This window comes from Rhodococcus sp. 05-2254-5 (assembly GCF_002258575.1).
GTDB lineage: Bacteria > Actinomycetota > Actinomycetes > Mycobacteriales > Mycobacteriaceae > Rhodococcoides > Rhodococcoides fascians.
Map to the genome: position 1 here is coordinate 119,271 of NZ_NOZG01000007.1, position 19,450 is coordinate 138,720.

A 19,450-nucleotide genomic window follows, 5' to 3' on the forward strand; every position below is an offset into this window, starting at 1 on the left:
TCGGTTTTGTTCGTATCATTCGGCAATGACCACTGTTTCGGAGAACGGACGTGATGTAGCCATGGCGCAGAATTCATTTCACGATTTTCTGGCCGATCGCATCGACCGAATAGCGCGGGTTCATCTGAACAGGTCGACGTCATTGCATGCAGTGATCTCGGACAGTGTCGATGCCTACACCGCGGCGTTCGCCGAGTATCACGGCACCGAGTCGCCGTTGGATCTACTGGACCCGGAGGTTCGCGCCGAGCTCAGCGATTTCATCCACCGTTGCGCCGAGGCCGTCGAGGAGCCGGAGAACCCGCAGTTCCCTGTCCGACGATAGTGCCTTCCCTCCGCTGCTGACGTAGTCTGGCCGGGCCTGGAGAGTCACTCAGTTTGGCTCCCCGACTCCCGGGTACCTCCTCAACGCTCATTTGTCATTCAGCCGGCATTGTCCGGAAGTTGTCTTTGGGCGCTCACAATGTCGACCCGATACTGCGGAACCGTCAGGGTTGCGTTCGAGACCGAGGAGATTGCCGACGTATGCGCATCACAGTGTTCGGAACCGGGTACCTGGGCGCTACCCACGCGGCGTGTATGGCAGAGCTGGGACACGACGTACTCGGAGTCGACGTCGACGAGTCCAAACTCCGCAAGCTGGAATCCGGTGAGGTGCCGTTCTGGGAGCCCGGGTTGACAGAGGTTCTGCAGCGCAACATCGCGGCGGGCCGTCTTCGCTTCACGTCGTCTTACGCGGAAGCTGCCGAGTTCGCCGAGGTGCACTTCCTGGGTGTGGGAACTCCTCAGCGAAGGGGCGAGTACGCCGCCGACATGAAGTACGTCGACTCAGTTATCGAGACGCTCGCACCGTTGCTCACCAAGCCCGCCGTGATCTTCGGCAAGTCCACCGTTCCCGTCGGCACCGCCCAGCGGCTCGGCAGCATGGCCCGCGAACTAGCGCCGGCAGGCGACGGCGTCGAGGTTGCCTGGAACCCCGAGTTCCTTCGCGAAGGCTATGCCGTCAAAGACACGCTCCGCCCTGACCGCCTGGTGCTGGGTGTCGATCGTGAGCGGCCGGGCAGGGCAGAGGAGCTGGCCCGCGAGGTCTACGCGCAGCTGCTCGAGGAGCAGATCCCTTTTCTGGTGACCGACTTGGCCACGGCCGAGCTGGTCAAGGCCTCGGCCAATGCGTTCCTGGCCACCAAGATCTCGTTCATCAACGCCATCGCAGAGGTGTGCGAGGCAGCCGGAGCGGATGTCACCGTCCTCGCCGACGCCATCGGCCACGACGAGCGAATCGGCCGCAAATTCCTGAACGCCGGTATCGGCTTCGGCGGTGGCTGCCTGCCCAAGGACATCCGGGCGTTCATGGCCAGGGCCGGCGAGCTCGGTGCCGATCAGGCGCTGACGTTCCTCCGCGAGGTCGACAACATCAACATGCGACGACGCACCCGCATGGTCGAGTTGGCGCGGGAGGCGTGCGGCTCGCTACTCGGTGCGCGGGTGGCTGTGCTGGGCGCGGCCTTCAAGCCCGACTCCGACGACGTTCGTGATTCACCGGCCCTCAACGTGGCCGGTCAGATCCAGCTCCAGGGTGCAACGGTCAACGTGTACGACCCGAAGGCGATGGAGAACTCCAGGGCGCTGTTCCCCACACTGGCTTACAACAACACCGCTCTTGAGGCCTGCGAGGGTGCCGATGTGGTGCTGGTTCTGACGGAGTGGAAAGAGTTCAAGGCCCTGGTTCCCGGCGACCTGGACGGCGTGGTGCGCAGCAAGAAGCTGATCGATGGCCGTAACTGCTTGGACCCTGAGCAGTGGCGAGCGGCGGGGTGGAACTACCGAGGCCTGGGTCGTCCTTGAGTGCGAGCAGGCACATCGATCGCGCAATTCATTCGATGGAATGAATTGTCGGCCTGTTGTGCTTGCTGGTAGCTGTAATCCGCATTAACGCACACTGCCTTAAAAGGCAAACGTCTTGCTTTGCACTCGTCGACAAGAGCTGATGTTCGTTAAAAGCGGTCGACGCCGGGATTGACGGGTAAATCACCCGATAAACAGCGCTGAACACTGTGAGTGGTCACCAAAGTGCGTTGATCGTACTCGTGTGTAGCGTTTTTGGACCTCGCGGCGGTTACACCTTGGAAGTCTCAGTTTCCCGTTTCGCCTAGTCAGCGCATGTGTGGTAAACCGAACGGACGCTGTTATTTATCTGTGATCTGCGCCGCTCGCGTGGTGCTTCGTATTGCAGCGTGGGACTATTTCAATTCGATACAAGTGGCATTCCGGATTGGTTCGGATGTCAGACCAGCGGCCACCGGAGGTGGTCGCAGAAGCGCAGAAGGAGGGGAGCAGGTGGCATCTGTCGGGGCGGCACCACGCTCACTCTGGGGATCCTCGCGGTCCGGGGAGTTGAAGACTCGCAAGCTCACGTCGCGGCATGTGTGGGAACGTCAATACATCGCCCGTCTTCGGGTGACCGACGTGCTAGCAGTGGTCCTGTCCGTTGCCGTTGCTCAGATCGTTCGTTTTGGAGGGGTCGAAACCACCGGACTGACCAACTCGGTTATCTACACCGGTGTCTCCGTCGCTGTGGCGAGTGTCTGGATCGCGTTTCTCGCGATCTTCAGAACCCGGTCGACGCGGGTGATCGGCAACGGTGCCGAGGAGTACCGCCGCATCGTCTCGGCCACTTTCCGACTCTTCGGTGTTATCGCGATCGTCTCCTTGCTGTTCCGTATCGACTTTGCACGCCTCTACCTGGCCATCGCGCTACCAGTTGGGTTGGTGGCGCTACTTGTCAGCCGCTGGCTGTGGCGCAAAGTGGTCACTCGACTCCGCAGCGAGGACAAATACAAGACATCGGTTTTGATCGTCGGAAGCCGCGCAGCTGCGGTCTCGATGGCAGAGTCGTTCGAGCGTTCGCCGTCCTCGGGCTACGCGGTGGTGGGAATGTGCATGCCCGGCTACGAGGTGCCGAGTGATGGAATCGTTCACGTCGAGGGTGCCGACATCCCGGTACTCGGTAGTGAGCGGGACGTCCTCGCCGCGATCGACGAGTGCGGCGCCGACACCGTCGCAGTCACCGCGACCGAACACCTGGGCCACAAGGGTATTCGCAAGATGATCTGGGATCTGGAGAAGAAGGACGTCGACCTCGTGGTTGCGCCTGGGGTCGTAGACGTTGCCGGCCCCCGGTTGGTGATGCGTCCTGTTGCAGGGTTCCCGCTGATTCACGTCGAGAAGCCCCAGTACAACGGAGCGACCCGATTCAGTAAGACCGCGTTCGATCTGACATTTGCGGCGCTCGTTCTCTTGATGATCTCGCCGGTATTGCTTGCGGTGGGGATCGCAGTGAAGGCGACGAGTCGCGGACCTGTGTTCTACAAGTCGGAGCGGATGGGCATCGACGGCAAACCGTTCTCGATGATCAAGTTCCGCAGCATGACCGTGGATGCGGACCAGCAGGTTGCACATCTTCTCGACCGCAACGAGGGTGCCGGTGGGGTGTTGTTCAAGATGCGCGACGATCCGCGGGTTACTCCTGTCGGCAAGATCCTGCGACGCTTCAGTCTCGATGAGCTTCCGCAATTCATCAACGTGCTCAGGCGCGAGATGAGCGTCGTGGGACCGAGGCCGCCACTGCGGCGTGAGGTCGAGACTTACAACGGCGAGGTTCGTCGTCGCCTTCTGGTCAAGCCTGGTGTCACCGGGCTGTGGCAGGTCAGCGGGAGGTCCGACCTGTCGTGGGAAGAGACGGTTCGGCTGGATCTTTCATACGTCGAGAACTGGTCGATGGTGGGGGATCTGCTCATAATCGCGAAGACGGCCAAGGCCGTGGTGCATAGCGACGGCGCTTACTAGAATGACTCTGCCTGAGACGCCACAACGATTAATGAGATCCGCCACAAGTGAGCCTGCAGACTACCCGCATACCCTAGGCCATATTGAATGTGACTATCGCTCACTGGGGCAGACGGGAAGTCTTTCGATGAAAAGCGAACACACGTGAAGGGCTGTCGGGAACCACAGCTGCTTGACCTTGAGACAAATAAGGGCGCTGCCTTTGTTTTAGCGCGAACAGGTTTCAAAAATGTACGAATGCAGCCACGCGATTATGCTCGCGAGCAAATGGGGGATCTACAGTAATGAATGCCCAGCCTTTACGGTTACAGAACCGCAAGGCGGTCTTACACGTCAGTGAAGCGTACGGCGGTGGCGTGCAGGCAGCTATCCAACAATATGTCAAAAATTCGCCTGGACTCAAACACCGGCTACTGGTCCGAAATAGAGTAGCGCACGACATAGACATTGAAAGCGGAATCGAGGAATCGAGCTTCGACGGGTCAGTCTTATCATTTCTGTTCGCCGCACGTCGCGAGATACTGAGAACCAAGCCTCAAATAGTCCACCTTCATTCAAGTTTTGCTGGCCTATTGCGAATCTTCAAATTCGATCCAGAAGTCAAGGTAATTTACACGCCGCATGCATACGCATTCCTGCGCGAAGACTGTTCGCTGACGGCCAGATTATCCTTTAAGCTGATAGAAATTGCACTAAGTACGACGACGCAAACTATCGCCGCGATCAGCCCGTTCGAGGTTGCTCAAGCAGTAAGGATGGCTGGCCGACGTGCCACCGTAAAGTACCTACCCAACATTGTCAGCAATATTGGAGAAAATCCGCAAGATGAGTCATCGGCTACTTACAGAGGCGAAATCGTCACGGTTGGCCGCATTTCCCCACAGAAAGATCCCGGGTTTTTCGCCGAGTCTGCTAGATGTTCAAAATTGGACCTCCGGTGGACGTGGGTAGGAGATGGCGACCCGGAAGCTAAAGCGCAACTGCGCGAGGCCGGGGTGATTGTCACTGGCTGGCTACCTAACTCAATGGTCCAGCGGTACGTCGGCTCTGCCGATCTATATTTGCACACAGCGAAATGGGAAGGGGCGCCCGTCACCCTGCTGGAAGCCGCCGCGCTTGGGACTCCAGTATTGGCTAGGAAGATAGTTTCTCTTACTGGCTTGGGCTACGCGTTCGCCGGCGAAACGCCGCAAGGTGTAGCCATGGCTGTCGACCGGTTCTTCGAGGATCGCTCGTATCGGGACCATACACACGCGACCACCATCGAATCAGTGGGCGTGCACTCAACCGAGGCGCAATCCGTAGCTCTGGCCGACCTTTATGGAGGAGAAAAATGAAGGTAACGATGCCAGGGCGAATCTTAAACAAAAATGTTGGCGGAAACACGACGTATGCTAGGTCGCTAGCCGATGGGCTTTCCCGTCGAGGGTTGACTATTGGGGTGTTACAGCATTACTCCAACCCAGCGTTGACAATGATCTGTGAGACCGCCGCAGGCCTGTCGAGCCGTAACGGAGAAGTAATTCACTACGTGGCCGACACAGGGCCGCTAGTCAAAACTCGCACACCTTCAGTTGTGACAGTTCACGGAATTGCCAGCCGGTGGATAGACGGGGTGCGAACCCCCATACAGGAGCGAATCTGGCGAACGCGAGTGAAGCGCGCAATCGAATCAACCGACGCGTTAATAACTGTCTCAACGTCAAGCGCCGAAGATATCGCTGACGTCTTCGACGCCGCGGTCGAGGATATCACGGTCATCCCCCACGGAATCGATACCGAGAAGTTCGCGCGACACGCAGTTTTGAGTAGTGATGTTGATAGCGTACTCCCGCATGACTACGTTCTGTACATTGGCAACATAGAGCCTCGCAAGAATATCGAACAGCTTATAAAGGCAATGGAGTGTCGAGCAGTCCGCGAGCTGGGGTTACCTCTGGTGATAGCAGGCAAGCCGGCATGGAACTTTAAAGACGCGATGTCCGCAATCGAGTCGAGCGTTGACATTATTTATTTGGGATTTGTGTCTGATAACGACCGGGCTGCTTTAATGCAGAAATGCGCACTATTTGTGTTCCCCAGCAGGTATGAGGGATTCGGATTTCCCGTCTTGGAGGCAATGGCCGCGGGTGCGCCCGTGCTGACCACTAAGAATGGAGCGCTTCGCGATATCGCGGGACCTTCGAAAATTATCGACCGCTGCTCGACCGACGCCATCGCAGACGGGCTAGTGGACGCTCTGACTGATACCAGCTGGCGACGTGGAGTCGAGGAGCAGGGTCGCGCCTGGGCATCGAAATTTACATGGGACGAAAGTATCGATGCGCATGTATCGGTTTACAATGCGATTGGTCACAAATGAAGATTGTCGTTCTCCACTGCTACAGCGCAGCAAACGCCGGTGATGGCTTGCTTGTCGACGAGACCATAGATCTCATACGGAGCGCATTTGGCTCCGCGACACAGATTATTATCGCCGCCTCCCATCCTGACAGTTTCCACTATCTAGACGTTGACGTTGTTGACTCCGGCTTATCAAAGCGTGGGTACAGCTTCAAGTATATTCAGCTACTTCGGAGCCTTGACTCGGTCGACATCGTGGTGGCGGTGGGTGGAGGTTATCTTAGGGCCGGCTTCCCGATCGAGACTGCAAAAACGATTCTAGTTCACGGACCTCAGTTGGCGGCGGCAGCTCGAACGCAGACACCGACCATCTACATGCCTCAGAGTGTGGGACCCGCCAATCCGATTGTTGCGCGCTGGCTATCGAAGCGTATCCGAAAAATTGATCGATTTTATGTTCGTGATGACCGTAGCGCGAGTGATTTCTCTGGCGCAAACGTCATTAGATCGAGTGACTTGGCGTTGCTACAGCTCGGCAACGTGGTTCGGAATGATTTGGATGTACATCCGACTCCTGTCCTTTCCATACGTGCAGTGCGAGGAAGAGTGAGCACCTTGGTTCAGGATCTCGCTTGCCAACTTGCAGAATTCGACGGCTATATCCAGAGTGCGACCGCGGGAAATAACGATACTGACTCGATGAATTCGATCGGTCCGCAACGTATCCTTAGTCGTTCAGAATTAATAGTAGACCCGGTCCGACCCCGGGTAGTCGTCGCAGTTCGTCTACATGCGGCTCTGATGGCGATCCGCTCTGGCCACTTCGTCATTCATTTAGCCTATGAGAGAAAGGGATTTGGCGCGTTTGGTGACTTGGGTTTGGAACAGTACGTTCACAACGTCAACATGTTCGAGCCGGAGCGTGTTCTGAGGCAAGTCCGCGTTCTGCTCACCAGCCAAGTCGAAAGAGAGGCATACAGCGCATCCGTGCGGGCGGCGGCACGCCGGCTCAAGCCTGTTCGTGACCAACTGGTCCAGGAGCTATCCCTGATGCACAAGCCTGGTAATGAGGGCACAGAATGAGACGACAAGCAACGCATCTCACGGAAGGTGGTTCTCGCATAATAGGTCGCCATACCGGTTCCGTTACAGCGGGAAGTAGAACCCTCGGTGTGCGTATTGGCGTCCCAATTTTCACAAGAGGGGGGCGTAAGGCATAGTGGATCCGATCAGCCCGGAGTCGTCCCGACGGGCGTTAGTTGGCCGTTTGTTAAAAGGCGGTTTGCCCGCCATCGCAGCAAGTGCCTTTGTTGCATTCGTCCCGATTATTGGTTCTGCTTACCTGAGCGTCGACGACTATGCTGTTTGGGCGCTCGCGGCGACGTTGTCTACGATCTTTATCGTATTTGATTTTGGCACACCTACTCTAGCCACGAAGCTCGCAGGATCGAGAGATCTTGACTTTCGCACGGCCGTTACCCTATGTGGATTGTCGGCGGCACCACCGATCGCTTTAGGTGCTATAGCAATCGCCGTGTGGCCGGCTTACTCCGCGGCCGCCGACCTCCAAGCCGATAACTCGACTGCAATTCATCTAATATTACTTGTCTCCGTTGGAGGCGTACTCCGTAGCATCGGTGTGGTTTACGGGGCTGCGGCTTTGGGTCGATCCCACTTTCTGCGGCGAACCGCCGTCCTTTTTCTTGGCGGTTCTATTCAGTTGGTTTCAACCATTGCAGCGTTGGAGTATGACTTGGGCATCATGTCGCTCGGGATAGGCACTGTTGCCGCGGGATTCGCACAGTTTTCGGTAGGCATAGTTGCGGAAGGCCTGCGTTGTCGAAATGATCCAAGACTTGACCGCGCTAAGTCAATTTCCGTTAAAAACATGATAATACTATTCATGAGAACGCGGATCGTCGTCGCGATGCTCGGTCTCTTTATCACTCAGTTGGACAGGTGGAGCCTCGGACTCGTAGGCGACGCCACACTTCTTGCCAGGTACGACGTAGCGACCAGATTCATTATGATCCCGAAAATTATTCTCATCGCGTTGGCTGCCGGTCTGGTCGCGGACTCAAGTAGGTTGCGGAATGCGGTCGACGCTCGACTGCTGTTGATGCGTGTTCAAAAGCTAGTGACAATTGCTATGATCCCGCTACTTATCGGTGCTTCAGTCGTCGCTTTCTTGGCGCAGAAGCTTATGCTAGACGTTGCTCCGTCTCTATTAATTGTAGCTTTAGTAGCTCTAGCTCATGGTGCGAACTGCATGACTATCGCCCCTGTGAATATTATGTCAGGAGTCGGCAGGCCTGATTTTGAGTTGCGATATATTGTCCCACTCGCATTGCTTGTATTGTTATCGTATGGTATTGGAATTGTGTCAGGAAGCGGTATTTCTCAGATCGTTGTTTGGGCCATTGCGATGACGGCCATGTCGGCGTGGTTTGCTGCTATTTCCAACAAACTTTTGAGAGAGGTGTTTGTATGATGGACCGTCTTATACGCATCGTGGATCCTGCGCGGTTCCGCAAGCGAGAGTTTCGGAAGTTGATTGGTGCCCGCCGTGTTTTCGTTGGCGAGCACACATATGGTGTACCGACCGTTCATTTATATAGCAATGACCACGAAACGTGTCTGTACATCGGTAAGTACTGTTCGATTGCTGCTAACGTCAACATTTTGCTGGGAGGCAATCATCCCACAGATAGGATTACGACGTTTCCTCTCCGAGATAAGCTGAAGCTAGAAGGCGCAGGTAGAGATGGATATCCCTCCAGTAAGGGCGACATCCGGATCGGGAACGACGTATGGATTGGTTTTGGTGTCACAATCGTGTCGGGCGTAGAGATTGGAAATGGCGCTGTTGTTGCGGCTGGAAGTACTGTCGTGTCAAACGTGGCGGCCTACTCGATAGTGGGAGGAAATCCCGCTAAGACCATTCGGATGAGATTTGACGACGCCGCCGTGGACTGGCTTACGCGGTTGCAGTGGTGGAACTGGAGCGAAGCTAAAGTTACTGAGCGCGTATCGCAGTTGTGCTCGACCGATCTTGCTGAAGCAATGAGGTTTATATGTCAGGCCGAGGAGGGCGATCCGATTGGAGATTAGGTCGTCTTTTGTAAACAAGTCTCGGGTCGAGAGTGAAGGGCGTTCGATACCTTTAGTGATGGTCCTTTGCGCAGCAGTCGCCGCTCTGGTTCCGGTGGACTTTGTTCGAGTCAGTCAAACTTGGCTATACCTTTCGTTGGGCAGTTTGGCCGTTGGTGCTATTGTCGCGCTACGGCTTTTGTTGCGTGAAGATACTAGGCTGGTACGTCCCGTAATTGGCGTATTCTGCCTAGTGCTGTGCCTCAATCAGCTAATAAGACTCAACTTGGTTGGTTTTGTGACGCTGTTAGCACCTATTATGGTGGGGGCCGCTGTTGCTATATCAGCAAAGCGTCCGTTGGCGATTTTGACATCTGCGTCGGCCGTCCTCTCGGTCAGCATGGTTGTCGAATATGCGATGAAACAGCACGTCTTCGGTCAACTATTTGGGCAGGTCAATTACGTGGCCTTCTCGCAAGATATATTCCGCGCTAGAGGTATTGTCGGACAGCCAGTCCCGGCCAGTATGGTTGCAGTTGGTCTGGCTGCGGGAGCGTTAGTGTTGACGTCTGGTGCGAGGCGGTATTCTGTCGCTACCCGACTAGTTATTGTTGTTGCGGCTGCGGCGTCGGTCTACACCTCTGGTACGCGTTCTGCAGTAATCTGTTCTGCAGCGCTGGCACTCATCCTGTTGGGGGGTCATTACATTCGTACTCGGTCGGGTGTCGCAAAAATAGGTGTCGGTGCGTCGTGGGGCTTTCCTTTGATCGGGGCTCTAGTTTTATTAGTTGGTTCGTTCACCTGGTCTGCCATATCTGGTCAGCGGGTGTTCAGTTTCGCGTCGCTGGCTGGCTCTGCATCATTGGACAATCGCAATTATGCAGGGCTTGTATTTGACGAATGGAACGAGAATTGCCAAGGTGTCTGTCAGCTTTTTGGGTATGGCGCACGAAATCTACTAGAAACTCTGAGTAGCGGGCTGGGATTTAGAGGATTCACTACAGTCGACAATCTATATCTGAGTATCTTGTGGGACTTTGGCGTTGTTTTGGTTATCGCCTTAGGAATTCTTCTCGTTGTCGCGATTCGAGTAGCGGTTAAATCTGGTTCCCAACTGAATCGTGCGGGCGCGATTATTGTTTTATCGGTGCTGATGTCGGGTGTTTTTTACGATGCGCTATACATCCGGCCGGTACTGTTGCTGTTCGGTTTCGGCGTCGGTCTAATGGGCAAGGTTTGCACCGAGAACAAGGAGGCCAAGTGTGTTGAAAATCCGTAGAGTAGATGTGATTATTGTGTGTTTCAACTCGGACCTCCAACTGCTCCAAGGTTGCATTGCTTCCGTAGTCGATTCGTACGCGGCGTCGGAAATGCAGGGAAACGTGATACTTGTTGACAACGCAAGCGTTCTGCCGGTCAGTGAAGTCATGGATTGTTCTGGTCTAGTTGTGTTTAGGATGGACGAGAACGTGGGTTTTGGGCGTGCGGTCAATTATGGAGTTTCCATGTCGGATGCTGATTTTGTTCTGATGCTCAATCCTGACGCTGCAATTAAACCGAATGGGCTGCGGTTGCTGGTTGACGCGTCGGAATCCGTGGGGAGGGGGATTATCGGTGGTTGGCTGCAAAAAGATGGCCGGGTCCAGTCGGACGCTTACATGCAGTGGGACTTCTCTGTTGCGCGAATGCTAAATCGACGGAGGTTTTCTGACAGGTTGGCGGAGATGCAGTCAGACCTCATTCCGGTGGATAAAGTATGTGGGGGTGCACTTTTTGCCAGGAAGAGCATACTGCATGAACTCGGCCCCTTCGATCCTCGATTCTTCCTCTATGGAGAGGATGCTGATTTATCGCGAAGGGCCGCGCGCAAAAGTATCTCTCTATTTGTGGCTCGTCGCGTCGAAGTGGAACACATCGCAGCTTCTTCCCAGAAGGAATATGGCACCTTGGTGGAGCGGGCGCGCGCTGATGCGGCCATACGAATAACGTCATACCACCGGGGTCGGTTGGTGAGTTTGCTGCAGCGTATAGAGCTGGCAACCATTACTCTGGTCGGCGCGGTTGCCGGTGGTGCATCTTCATCAAACCGGCGTGCCCGGTTGGCGCGCCTCGGGCAAATATGGCGCTGGGGTCTGAGGGCCGAAACGCCTGCTTATCGCCCGTAGTCTCATTTAGTTACCGCACTAGTCTGGGTATGCCCAGTTGTTTTTGGTGTCGTGGAGCATGTTGCCCACGCGGCCTTTCGGCTGATTTTCTAGTAGTTGCTGATCTTCAAATGCCAGTTATCTAGTCAAGTAAAGTGGGAGACTTCGGGCTCATGCGGGGAATCATTCTGGCGGGCGGCACGGGCTCACGGCTTCATCCGATCACGATGGGAGTGAGCAAACAGCTGGTCCCGGTCTACGACAAACCGATGATCTACTACCCCCTCTCGACCCTGATCCTCGCCGGCATCCGCGAGATCCTCATCATCACCACACCCCAGGACGCCGACCAGTTCGCACGCCTGCTCGGCGACGGCTCCCAATTCGGCATCTCCTTGACCTACAAGGTCCAACACGAACCCAACGGCCTCGCCCAAGCCTTCGTCCTGGGAGCCGAGCACATCGGCACCGACAGTGCAGCCCTGGTGCTCGGCGACAACATCTTCTACGGCCCCGGCCTGGGCACCCAACTCTCACGCTTCGACACCATCGACGGCGGAGCCGTCTTCGCCTACGAGGTCTCCGACCCCACCGCCTACGGCGTCATCGAATTCGACGACAACCGAAAAGCCATCTCGTTGGAAGAAAAACCCACCGCCCCGAAATCGAACTACGCCGTCCCCGGCCTGTACTTCTACGACAACGACGTCATCGCCATCGCCCGCGACCTCGCCCCCTCCGCCCGCGGGGAATACGAGATCACCGACGTCAACCGCCACTACCTCGACGCCGGCCGCCTACAGGTCGAAGTCCTCCCCCGCGGCACCGCCTGGCTCGACACCGGCACCTTCGACTCCCTCCTCGACGCCTCCAACTACGTGCGCACCATCGAACAACGCCAAGGACTCAAGATCGGGTCCCCCGAAGAAGTCGCCTGGCGACGAGGATTCATCACCGACGACGAACTCCGCGCCCGCGCCGAGACACTCGTCAAATCCGGCTACGGCCGCTACCTGCTCGATCTGATCGACCGAGGAAACAGATGACCTTTCGTGAACTGACAATATCCGGCGCCTACGAATACACCCCACGCCAGTTCGGTGACGACCGCGGCGTGTTCTTCGAATGGTTCAAAGCGAGCCTGTTCGAGGAAACCACCGGGCGAGCCCTGGATCTGAAGCAGGCGAACTGCTCGGTCTCCGCCGCCGGAGTGCTGCGCGGGATCCACTTCACCACCAACCCACCCGGGCAAGCGAAATACGTCACCTGCGCCCGCGGAGCGTTCCTCGACGTCATCGTCGACCTGCGCGTCGGCTCCCCGACGTTCGGGCAATGGGACAGCGTGCTGATCGACGACATCGACCGGAAAGCGGTGTTCCTCGCCGAAGGCCTCGGGCACGCCATCTTGTCGTTGGAAGACAACTCCACCGTCATGTACCTGTGCGGCCTCGAATACACCCCGGCACTGGACCGCGACATCAACCCCCTCGACCCCGCCCTGGGCATCGACTGGCCCACCACCGGCCGCGACGGATCGCCCCTGACCTACGAGCTCTCCGCCAAAGACAAAGCCGCCCCCACCCTCACCGAAGCCCTCGAAGCGGGAAACCTGCCCATCGTTATCCGTCGGTGATTGCTTAACAACAGACTCGCGCGGGTTTGGTGGTGTCCGGCATAGTGCGTAAGCCGGAGCTTGCTCTAAGAGTGCATATTGAAGGGTGATAACTAGTTGGCTCCAATCAACTCCTGTTGAGCTCCGGTATATTTTGTTTTTCTGTACACGTCCAATCTTGTCCTTGCAGTTGCTTCAGCGCGATCGATGGTTTGCCTTTTAGAGACGGTTGGAATTCATCGCGACGCTCAACGCGGGTCGGTGTACGTGGAGTTCAGGAACCGTTCGTTCGCCAGATGATTGGCGTTGCGGATTCAGCCGCTGGTCGATGTCAAGTCCTGTATGGGGCTGGTGCCGCACGATCTGGGTAATGAGGTACGAAAATCGAAAGAATTAGATGTTTCTGCTGTGATTCACAACGGCTGCAACTGTGATCGGCGTACGCCTCATTCCGCCCCGTACCGGTACCTCTGAAGACGTTTAGGTTCCGCCCCGCCGGATCTGATGCGGGTCGGTATATCGGACTCGCGCGGGGCCACCCGACCGCGTATCCATGCGGTGGGCTCTGGTTGGTACTGCGTGTTTGCTTCGCTGGCGGACGGCGCGTCGGGGGCACGGTCAAGAAAGTGGTGATCAGGTTCTCGCTGCTGTTGTTACCACGTCGCTGCTGGAGGGAACTGGCGATCGCGAGTGTTCTGTCGGAAGGTTTGCTCTACTACGGGTGGTGTCGTCAGCCCTGGGCTTTGACCCGCCCAATTGAGTCGGCAAGTCTCACGCCAGAGCATTTACGACCGCGCTCGCGATGGCTCGGTGACCCGCGTTGTTCGGATGTAGGCCGTCGGGGTCGATCATGTCCGGATGACCCGACAGTGGCTCACCGATATCGAGATATCGCGCCTCTGCGCTTGCGGCCTTCACCCCGTCGATCAGGGTTGCGAAGTCCGTCGGAGGTTCGGTCGAATCCCAGATCGGTCTGGTGACTATAAGTTCCGTGTTCGGTGCCGCAGCCTTGATGGCCGCGAACAGCGATGATGCAACGGTGCCGGTGACGCTCGCGGTACCGGCCTCGTAATCGTTGCGGCCACCGGACACGACGACGACGTCCGGCTGGGCCGCGGCAACCACATCCAGCTTGATTCCGTAGTCGGTCTTCTGCCCGAGATAGCTCGTGGTGTACCCGGAGCCGCCCTCAGCGAGGTTGAGCTCCGACCACCCCATCGCCGCCGACACGAGCGTCGTCCAGCGCTGTCCATTCGAGGACGCACCGATGCCCTTGCTGTACGAGTCACCCAGAAATGCGACCACGCGCACGGAATCCGGAATGGACACAGGTGGGGGTGTTGCTGCCTGGGGAGCCTCCGACCGCGACCCGATCTGCCATCCCACGATTCCGCTGAACGCCACGACCAACACCGAGACAGCGATAGAGATGAGCACCGTCCTGCGCGCCGTCATGATGCCCGCACTTGCCGCCGCGTCACGAGATCGACCGCCGGCGGGACACGTCCTTCGGATGGGTCATCGCGACCCGCATCGTGTGGACCATGTGCTCCCACGATGGAAACTCGAAACCGGACGGCAGTGGGCGCGGACCGCTGGATAGGCTCATTGTCATGGCTTGCGCTACCGCGTCCATGTCGGTGGGATCGCAGTACCGCACCGACTCACCGAGCAATTCTCGAAAGATGGGGCGGTCGCTCACCAACACCGGTGCCCCGAGGCGTAGCGCCTCGAGTGGAGGCAGACCGTAGCCCTCGTTCAGCGAGAGGTATACGAACAGTGCGGCGTTGCGATACAGCCATGCCAGCTGCTCGGTCTCTACGAAACCGGTGTAGCGAATGGAGCCGTCGTCGATTGCAGCGAGTACCTCCTGCTCGAGCTGGTCGGCCTTTCCGTTGGCCGGACCCACGACCACGAACGGGCGGTTGGGTGAGATTGCACCCGAACGTACGGCTGCGGAGAGTGTTGTTGCCAGATTCTTCCGCGTATTCAACCGACCGACGGACAACATGAAGGAGCCGGGGCGGAGGTCGAGTGCGGGAGGTGATTGCGGATGCGCGTCGAGCAAAGCGTGAGAGATGCCGAAGCCGGTCACTGCGGAAGGCACCAGGCGTGGGTTGTGCTCAACGATGCGGGCCGCCTCGGTTCGACTGCTGACGAACAGCACACTCGCCGCGCGTGCGGCGATCATGATGGGAGAGAGGTAGATGCGCTCGATTGTGGTGAACCACTCCGGGTTGGACTGGAACAACGCATCGTGCACGAAGACGGCCGACTTACCGAGCAGCGGAGAATAGTTCGATCCCCACGCCATGTCGTACGGGCCGAGGCGAACTCGAAGCGACAGCTCCACCATGTTCTTCAGCGGCTGCGTCGGCAGGTATGTGCGGATCCATCGCACACCTTGCCGTTCCAAGTCTGCCGCCTCCGCCGGTGTGGGACTGCGCCGCAGCGCGACGGTCAGCACATCGCCCGGAAACTCGCGTCGCCACGCCGCGATCTTCTCGTGTGTGATGACGATGCCGGCGGGTGGACCGTCGAACCAGTAGTACCCGTCGAACAGGACCCTCATGTCGTCTCCGTTCTGTCGCGTCGGGGCAGTACGACGAGCATCGCCACCGACACCGCGATGCGTAGCCCGCTCAGGACGATCAACGTCCACACCAAACCTGCGGCACCGCCGACGAATACGCCGATCGTTTGGCTACCTACGTCGACGAGCACCGACGCCAGTCGGGCTCGATGTGTGAATACAGGGCCGACGAAGAATCGGGTGGCCATCAGTGCCACCTCGAAGGTCTGCGCAGACAGGATCGCCATTCCCACTGGAACCACGTACGGCAGCGCGGCGGCGGGACCGATGTCGGAGAACACCGTCGAAAGCGCCGTGTAACCCACCACCCCACACGCGCCGAGGCCGAGGGCCACCGCGAAGTTCCAGCGCACCGAGACCGCGAGTACTGCACGGGTGCCCTGCGCGCTGAGTGTGGCGAACTGTTTGAAGATCAACGGCTGGATGCTCTGGATGATCACGAACGCCGGCGCGAACACCAGTGAATAGGCGAACCGGATCCCGGCAGTGGCAGTGTCGTCCTGAATCAGATATAGCAGCATTGTGGCGATCTGGCTTCCGAATCCCAGGTAGACGGCCTCTGCGGTGATCCGCCACGCGATGGAGAAGTGCGAATCGGACTTACTGGTGGAGGTGGCTGTGCCGCAGAAGACGAGCCCGGCCGCGAGCACGATCAGCAGCGTGCAGAACCAGATCGGCAACAGCGCTGTGCTGTCGACACCGAGTGCGATCGTTCCCGCGGCCAGGAGCGCGCCGACGGCGTAGAGCCCCGCCAACAGTGCCGCACGCGAGTAGCTGCCACGGATGATGAGGACCTGACGCGGGAGATCGGAGATCACCATCGTCGCAGCCAAGGCCCCCACTGCGGCGGCGTAGCCCCATTCGCCGCCGTGGCTTATCCACGCGAACGAAGCAACACCGACGACGGTCGCGAAGACAAGGGTTCCGCGCCAACTCGACCATCGGTTGATGGATTCCTCGGGGCGGATGCCAATTCGTGCTGCGTCGACGATGGGGGCGTAGATCCCCCACGCTCGTGAGGTCCCGACGGCGATGAAGCCCAGTGCGGCACCGACCGACAGCGAAGCGAATTCGCCGACCGTCAGCGACACACCGGCCGTGACGTTGAAGACGAAGAAGCCGAGTGACCACAAGCCTTGGTCGAGAGTGCGGACCAGAATGCCGGCTCGGGTGACGGCCGAGTTCTCCACCGAGGGGCTCGCGGTCATCGTGGCCGACCTACCCGGCCCGACATCACTGTGCTGAATGCCAGTCCCTCGGCGTAGAGCTGCGCGGCGAGGTCGACGAACCGCTGCTTGGTCCACTGCGTCGTGCTGATGCGTGGCATGGTCGACGCGCGGACTACGGCTTCCGCCAGCATGTCCCGGGTGGTCGTCGGGTCGGCAGCGAGCACGACCCCGGACGTTCCCGAATCCTCGAGCACCGAGCTGGCACCGGTTCGCTCGAAGCACACCACCGGGAGTCCGCACGAGGCCGCCTCGCCCACCACGCCGCTCGCACCTTCCCGACCCGAGGGATGCATCAGCACATCCGAATGGACCATCATGTCCAATACCGCTGCGCGGTCCAGGGATCCGTGGAAGGTCACTCGATCGTGCACGCCCAGAATCTCTGCCCTTCTGCGCAGGTACGCGCCGTGGCTCGTACTGTCGAAGCCCACGATGTGCAGGTGGGCGTTCTGCAGCATGGTCGACGCCAACGCCTCGATCGCCAGTTCTTGCCGCTTGCGCGTGATGAGGTGCCCGACCACGAGGATCTCGATTCCGTCGTGGTCGGCCCGAGACGGCCGTGCGGTGGGAAGATCAACCACGACATTGGGAAACCGCCGGAACTGGGTATCGATGTGTCCGACAGTCGCTTCCATCGCTCCGTTCTGCGCGAGTACGAGATCGCATTGCCGCGCGATGCGCGTCGCCGGAATCGATGCCACACGGTCCCGAACCGTCTGCAGAATCCTCTGTCGACGTGATGCGGGCGAGGTGGGCGAAATGGCGAAGACCGCGGCGACGCCGCCCGCCCCGACCGGACCCCAGACCTTGTAGGTGTTCGGTGACATTCTGGTGATCGGTGTCGAGAGAATCTCCGATGCGAACGTCACGTGATGCGCGTAGACCACCGATTGTCTCCGCTCGATCACGCGAATGTGTCTGACAGCCAGTCGAACCCATAGTTCGTGCTCGAGCCGGGTGAACCGAGGATAGTGCCATCGGAAGAACGGCGGTGCCAGCGGAATCTCGACGGTGACGATCTCGAGGTGCTGCTCGAGCTCGGCCGGAACCCGCCCGGCGCAGGCTTGGGCAGAACGGCGCATCGTCAACAGAACCACCGTTGCATCAACGGTTCGAGCGTGCTCGAGGGTGGCGATCAAGAACTGCCAGCCGATCCCCGGTTCGCTGGGCATGTCCGGGTGAACCGTGAACGAGGACAACACGATTGCACGCGGTCGACCATCGGACGCCGTGAAGGTCATCGCGTCCCCGCGAGGCGGTGCCGTCTGCGCCGTCGGGGCGATCCTTGGGACGCCGGCGTCCGGGCATGCGTCTCTGCGTTCCGAATCGGTGTGGTCGCCGTCAATGCGAGGAAGACCCAGGGGAATGCAAACCAAATCACGCTGGTCACGGATGTGCAGATCGCCAATCCCAGAAACAGGGGAAGGGCGTGCGCTTTGTCTCGGGCGGCCAGGAACAGTGCGACGGCGAAGACGGCGAAGAAGGCCGAGCCCACGAAGCCCACGTCGTACAGAAGTGACAGCCACATCGAGCTGAGATACGCGGGGCCGATATTGGTCGGGTCGACGGGGTTGAACTGCGAGAACGTGTTCAGTCCGGTTCCGAACGACGACGCGCCCCAGCCGCGTGCGGCAATTTGATCGATCGCGTTGTTCCACAGTTGGACGCGGTAGGCACCGGTCCCGCTCTGTGTGTCGATCACGTGGACCACGCGCCACAGAAACGTGTCCTCGTCCCCCACGCGGTAATACACGTCCTGCAGGTAGAAGGCGACGAGGGTGAACGCGGCCACCGCCGAGACTACGGCTATGGGATAACGCTTGACGCAACGGAACAAGACGCAGACGGCGAGGAGCGCAAGGGCAATCCAGGCCGATCTGGTGGACGTCAGTATCAGTGCGATGGTGATCGGAATAGTCATCACCAGAATGCTTTTCGTCACGGCCGGTGTACCGGCGAAGTAGTAGACGATGCCCAGCCATCCGAAGCACAAGCAGCCCATGATGTTGTACTCGAAGGCCAGGCCGTCGATGCGGGTACTCGGATCGAGTACGAAGGCAGCGATGCTCACGACGCAGATGAACCCGAGAATGGTTGTGCCGGAACGGACGATGAACCTCAGGTCGAGGGCCGAGGTGACCAGTGGAACCACCGCGACGAGCGCGACGAGCAGCTGGATGGCCATGCGCAGGCTCGCTCCGGGGTCGAGAGCGAAGACCATGCTCGACGCGAGTCCGACTGCGATGAGCCCGACCCCGCCGAGGACGAGACCCGGACCGAGTGAGTTGCCGACGTTCGCGGACGGGTTCCGCCGTACATGGGCGTGCAGGGCGAGCAGGAACAACGGTGTTGCGAAGTATTCCGGACGAATACTCAGCCCTGCGACCGTCACCTGAACACCGTTGGAGCACAACGCGAAGAAGAAGACGCACCATGCCCATTCCATGCTTCTCAAGGATCCGACAGCGAGGACAACAGCAATCGCCGCAGCCAGCGCGATCGAGGCGATCGTGGGAACGGCCAGCGCCAGGTACACGACGACGGAGGCAGCGCAGACGAGTCCTGTCATTTCTGCAGAGGATGGGCCTGCTTT

The 19,450-nt window shown here is 58.6% G+C and carries 17 protein-coding genes; 12 read left to right on the top strand and 5 right to left on the bottom strand.

Annotated elements, in window-relative coordinates; translation table 11 throughout:
• Positions 1-25: 25 nt before the first annotated feature.
• From CH278_RS05915 to CH278_RS05965, 12 genes are all read left to right on the top strand, one after another.
• A complete protein-coding gene (locus CH278_RS05915) occupies positions 26-325 on the top strand; it encodes a hypothetical protein (RefSeq protein WP_143536216.1) in 300 nt (99 codons plus the stop codon).
• Between the two features lie 200 nt (positions 326-525).
• Positions 526-1,845, top strand: coding sequence for a UDP-glucose dehydrogenase family protein (locus CH278_RS05920; protein WP_094621411.1), 1,320 nt, complete (start codon positions 526-528; stop codon positions 1,843-1,845).
• Between the two features lie 492 nt (positions 1,846-2,337).
• Entirely contained in the window at positions 2,338-3,846 is a 1,509-nt protein-coding gene (locus CH278_RS05925) for a sugar transferase (protein WP_094621412.1), read from the top strand.
• A gap of 284 nt (positions 3,847-4,130) precedes the next feature.
• Entirely contained in the window at positions 4,131-5,183 is a 1,053-nt protein-coding gene (locus CH278_RS05930) for a glycosyltransferase (RefSeq protein WP_256991763.1), read from the top strand.
• A gap of 137 nt (positions 5,184-5,320) precedes the next feature.
• Positions 5,321-6,208, top strand: coding sequence for a glycosyltransferase family 4 protein (locus CH278_RS05935; RefSeq protein ID WP_306436691.1), 888 nt, complete (start codon positions 5,321-5,323; stop codon positions 6,206-6,208).
• On the top strand, positions 6,205-7,272 hold the full coding sequence (locus CH278_RS05940) for a polysaccharide pyruvyl transferase family protein (protein ID WP_094621413.1): 1,068 nt from the start codon (positions 6,205-6,207) through the stop codon (positions 7,270-7,272). The genes CH278_RS05935 and CH278_RS05940 overlap by 4 nt, the downstream gene beginning before the upstream one ends.
• Before the next feature lie 136 nt (positions 7,273-7,408).
• The gene (locus tag CH278_RS05945; protein WP_143536217.1) at positions 7,409-8,680 is read left to right on the top strand and encodes a hypothetical protein; all 1,272 of its coding nucleotides are present in this window, start codon (positions 7,409-7,411) and stop codon (positions 8,678-8,680) included.
• Positions 8,677-9,300 carry a CatB-related O-acetyltransferase gene (locus tag CH278_RS05950; RefSeq protein WP_094621415.1) on the top strand — a complete coding sequence of 208 codons (624 nt, stop codon included), beginning with the start codon at positions 8,677-8,679 and terminating at the stop codon, positions 9,298-9,300. Before CH278_RS05945 ends, CH278_RS05950 begins: the two co-directional genes overlap by 4 nt.
• 145 nt (positions 9,301-9,445) lie before the next feature.
• Positions 9,446-10,558: a hypothetical protein gene (locus tag CH278_RS27190; protein ID WP_143536218.1), complete on the top strand. Its 1,113-nt coding sequence runs from the start codon at positions 9,446-9,448 to the stop codon at positions 10,556-10,558.
• Positions 10,542-11,444, top strand: coding sequence for a glycosyltransferase family 2 protein (locus CH278_RS05955; protein ID WP_094621416.1), 903 nt, complete (start codon positions 10,542-10,544; stop codon positions 11,442-11,444). Before CH278_RS27190 ends, CH278_RS05955 begins: the two co-directional genes overlap by 17 nt.
• A 152-nt stretch (positions 11,445-11,596) precedes the next feature.
• Positions 11,597-12,469: a glucose-1-phosphate thymidylyltransferase RfbA gene (gene rfbA, locus CH278_RS05960; RefSeq protein ID WP_094621417.1), complete on the top strand. Its 873-nt coding sequence runs from the start codon at positions 11,597-11,599 to the stop codon at positions 12,467-12,469.
• A complete protein-coding gene (locus CH278_RS05965) occupies positions 12,466-13,056 on the top strand; it encodes a dTDP-4-dehydrorhamnose 3,5-epimerase family protein (RefSeq protein WP_094621418.1) in 591 nt (196 codons plus the stop codon). Before rfbA ends, CH278_RS05965 begins: the two co-directional genes overlap by 4 nt.
• Before the next feature lie 750 nt (positions 13,057-13,806).
• Here the strand turns inward: CH278_RS05965 and CH278_RS05970 are convergent.
• The 5 genes from CH278_RS05970 to CH278_RS05990 are packed head-to-tail and all read right to left on the bottom strand — an operon-like array spanning position 13,807 to position 19,426.
• Positions 13,807-14,490, bottom strand: a complete 684-nt coding sequence (locus CH278_RS05970; protein ID WP_094621419.1) for an SGNH/GDSL hydrolase family protein — start codon at positions 14,488-14,490, stop codon at positions 13,807-13,809.
• A gap of 22 nt (positions 14,491-14,512) precedes the next feature.
• Positions 14,513-15,607 carry a glycosyltransferase family 4 protein gene (locus CH278_RS05975; protein ID WP_094621420.1) on the bottom strand — a complete coding sequence of 365 codons (1,095 nt, stop codon included), beginning with the start codon at positions 15,605-15,607 and terminating at the stop codon, positions 14,513-14,515.
• Positions 15,604-16,836 carry a hypothetical protein gene (locus CH278_RS05980; RefSeq protein ID WP_094621421.1) on the bottom strand — a complete coding sequence of 411 codons (1,233 nt, stop codon included), beginning with the start codon at positions 16,834-16,836 and terminating at the stop codon, positions 15,604-15,606. The genes CH278_RS05975 and CH278_RS05980 overlap by 4 nt, the downstream gene beginning before the upstream one ends.
• The gene (locus CH278_RS05985; RefSeq protein ID WP_094621422.1) at positions 16,833-18,098 is read right to left on the bottom strand and encodes a glycosyltransferase family 4 protein; all 1,266 of its coding nucleotides are present in this window, start codon (positions 18,096-18,098) and stop codon (positions 16,833-16,835) included. Before CH278_RS05985 ends, CH278_RS05980 begins: the two co-directional genes overlap by 4 nt.
• A complete protein-coding gene (locus tag CH278_RS05990) occupies positions 18,095-19,426 on the bottom strand; it encodes an O-antigen ligase family protein (protein ID WP_179274460.1) in 1,332 nt (443 codons plus the stop codon). Before CH278_RS05990 ends, CH278_RS05985 begins: the two co-directional genes overlap by 4 nt.
• Between the last annotated feature and the right edge of the window lie 24 nt (positions 19,427-19,450).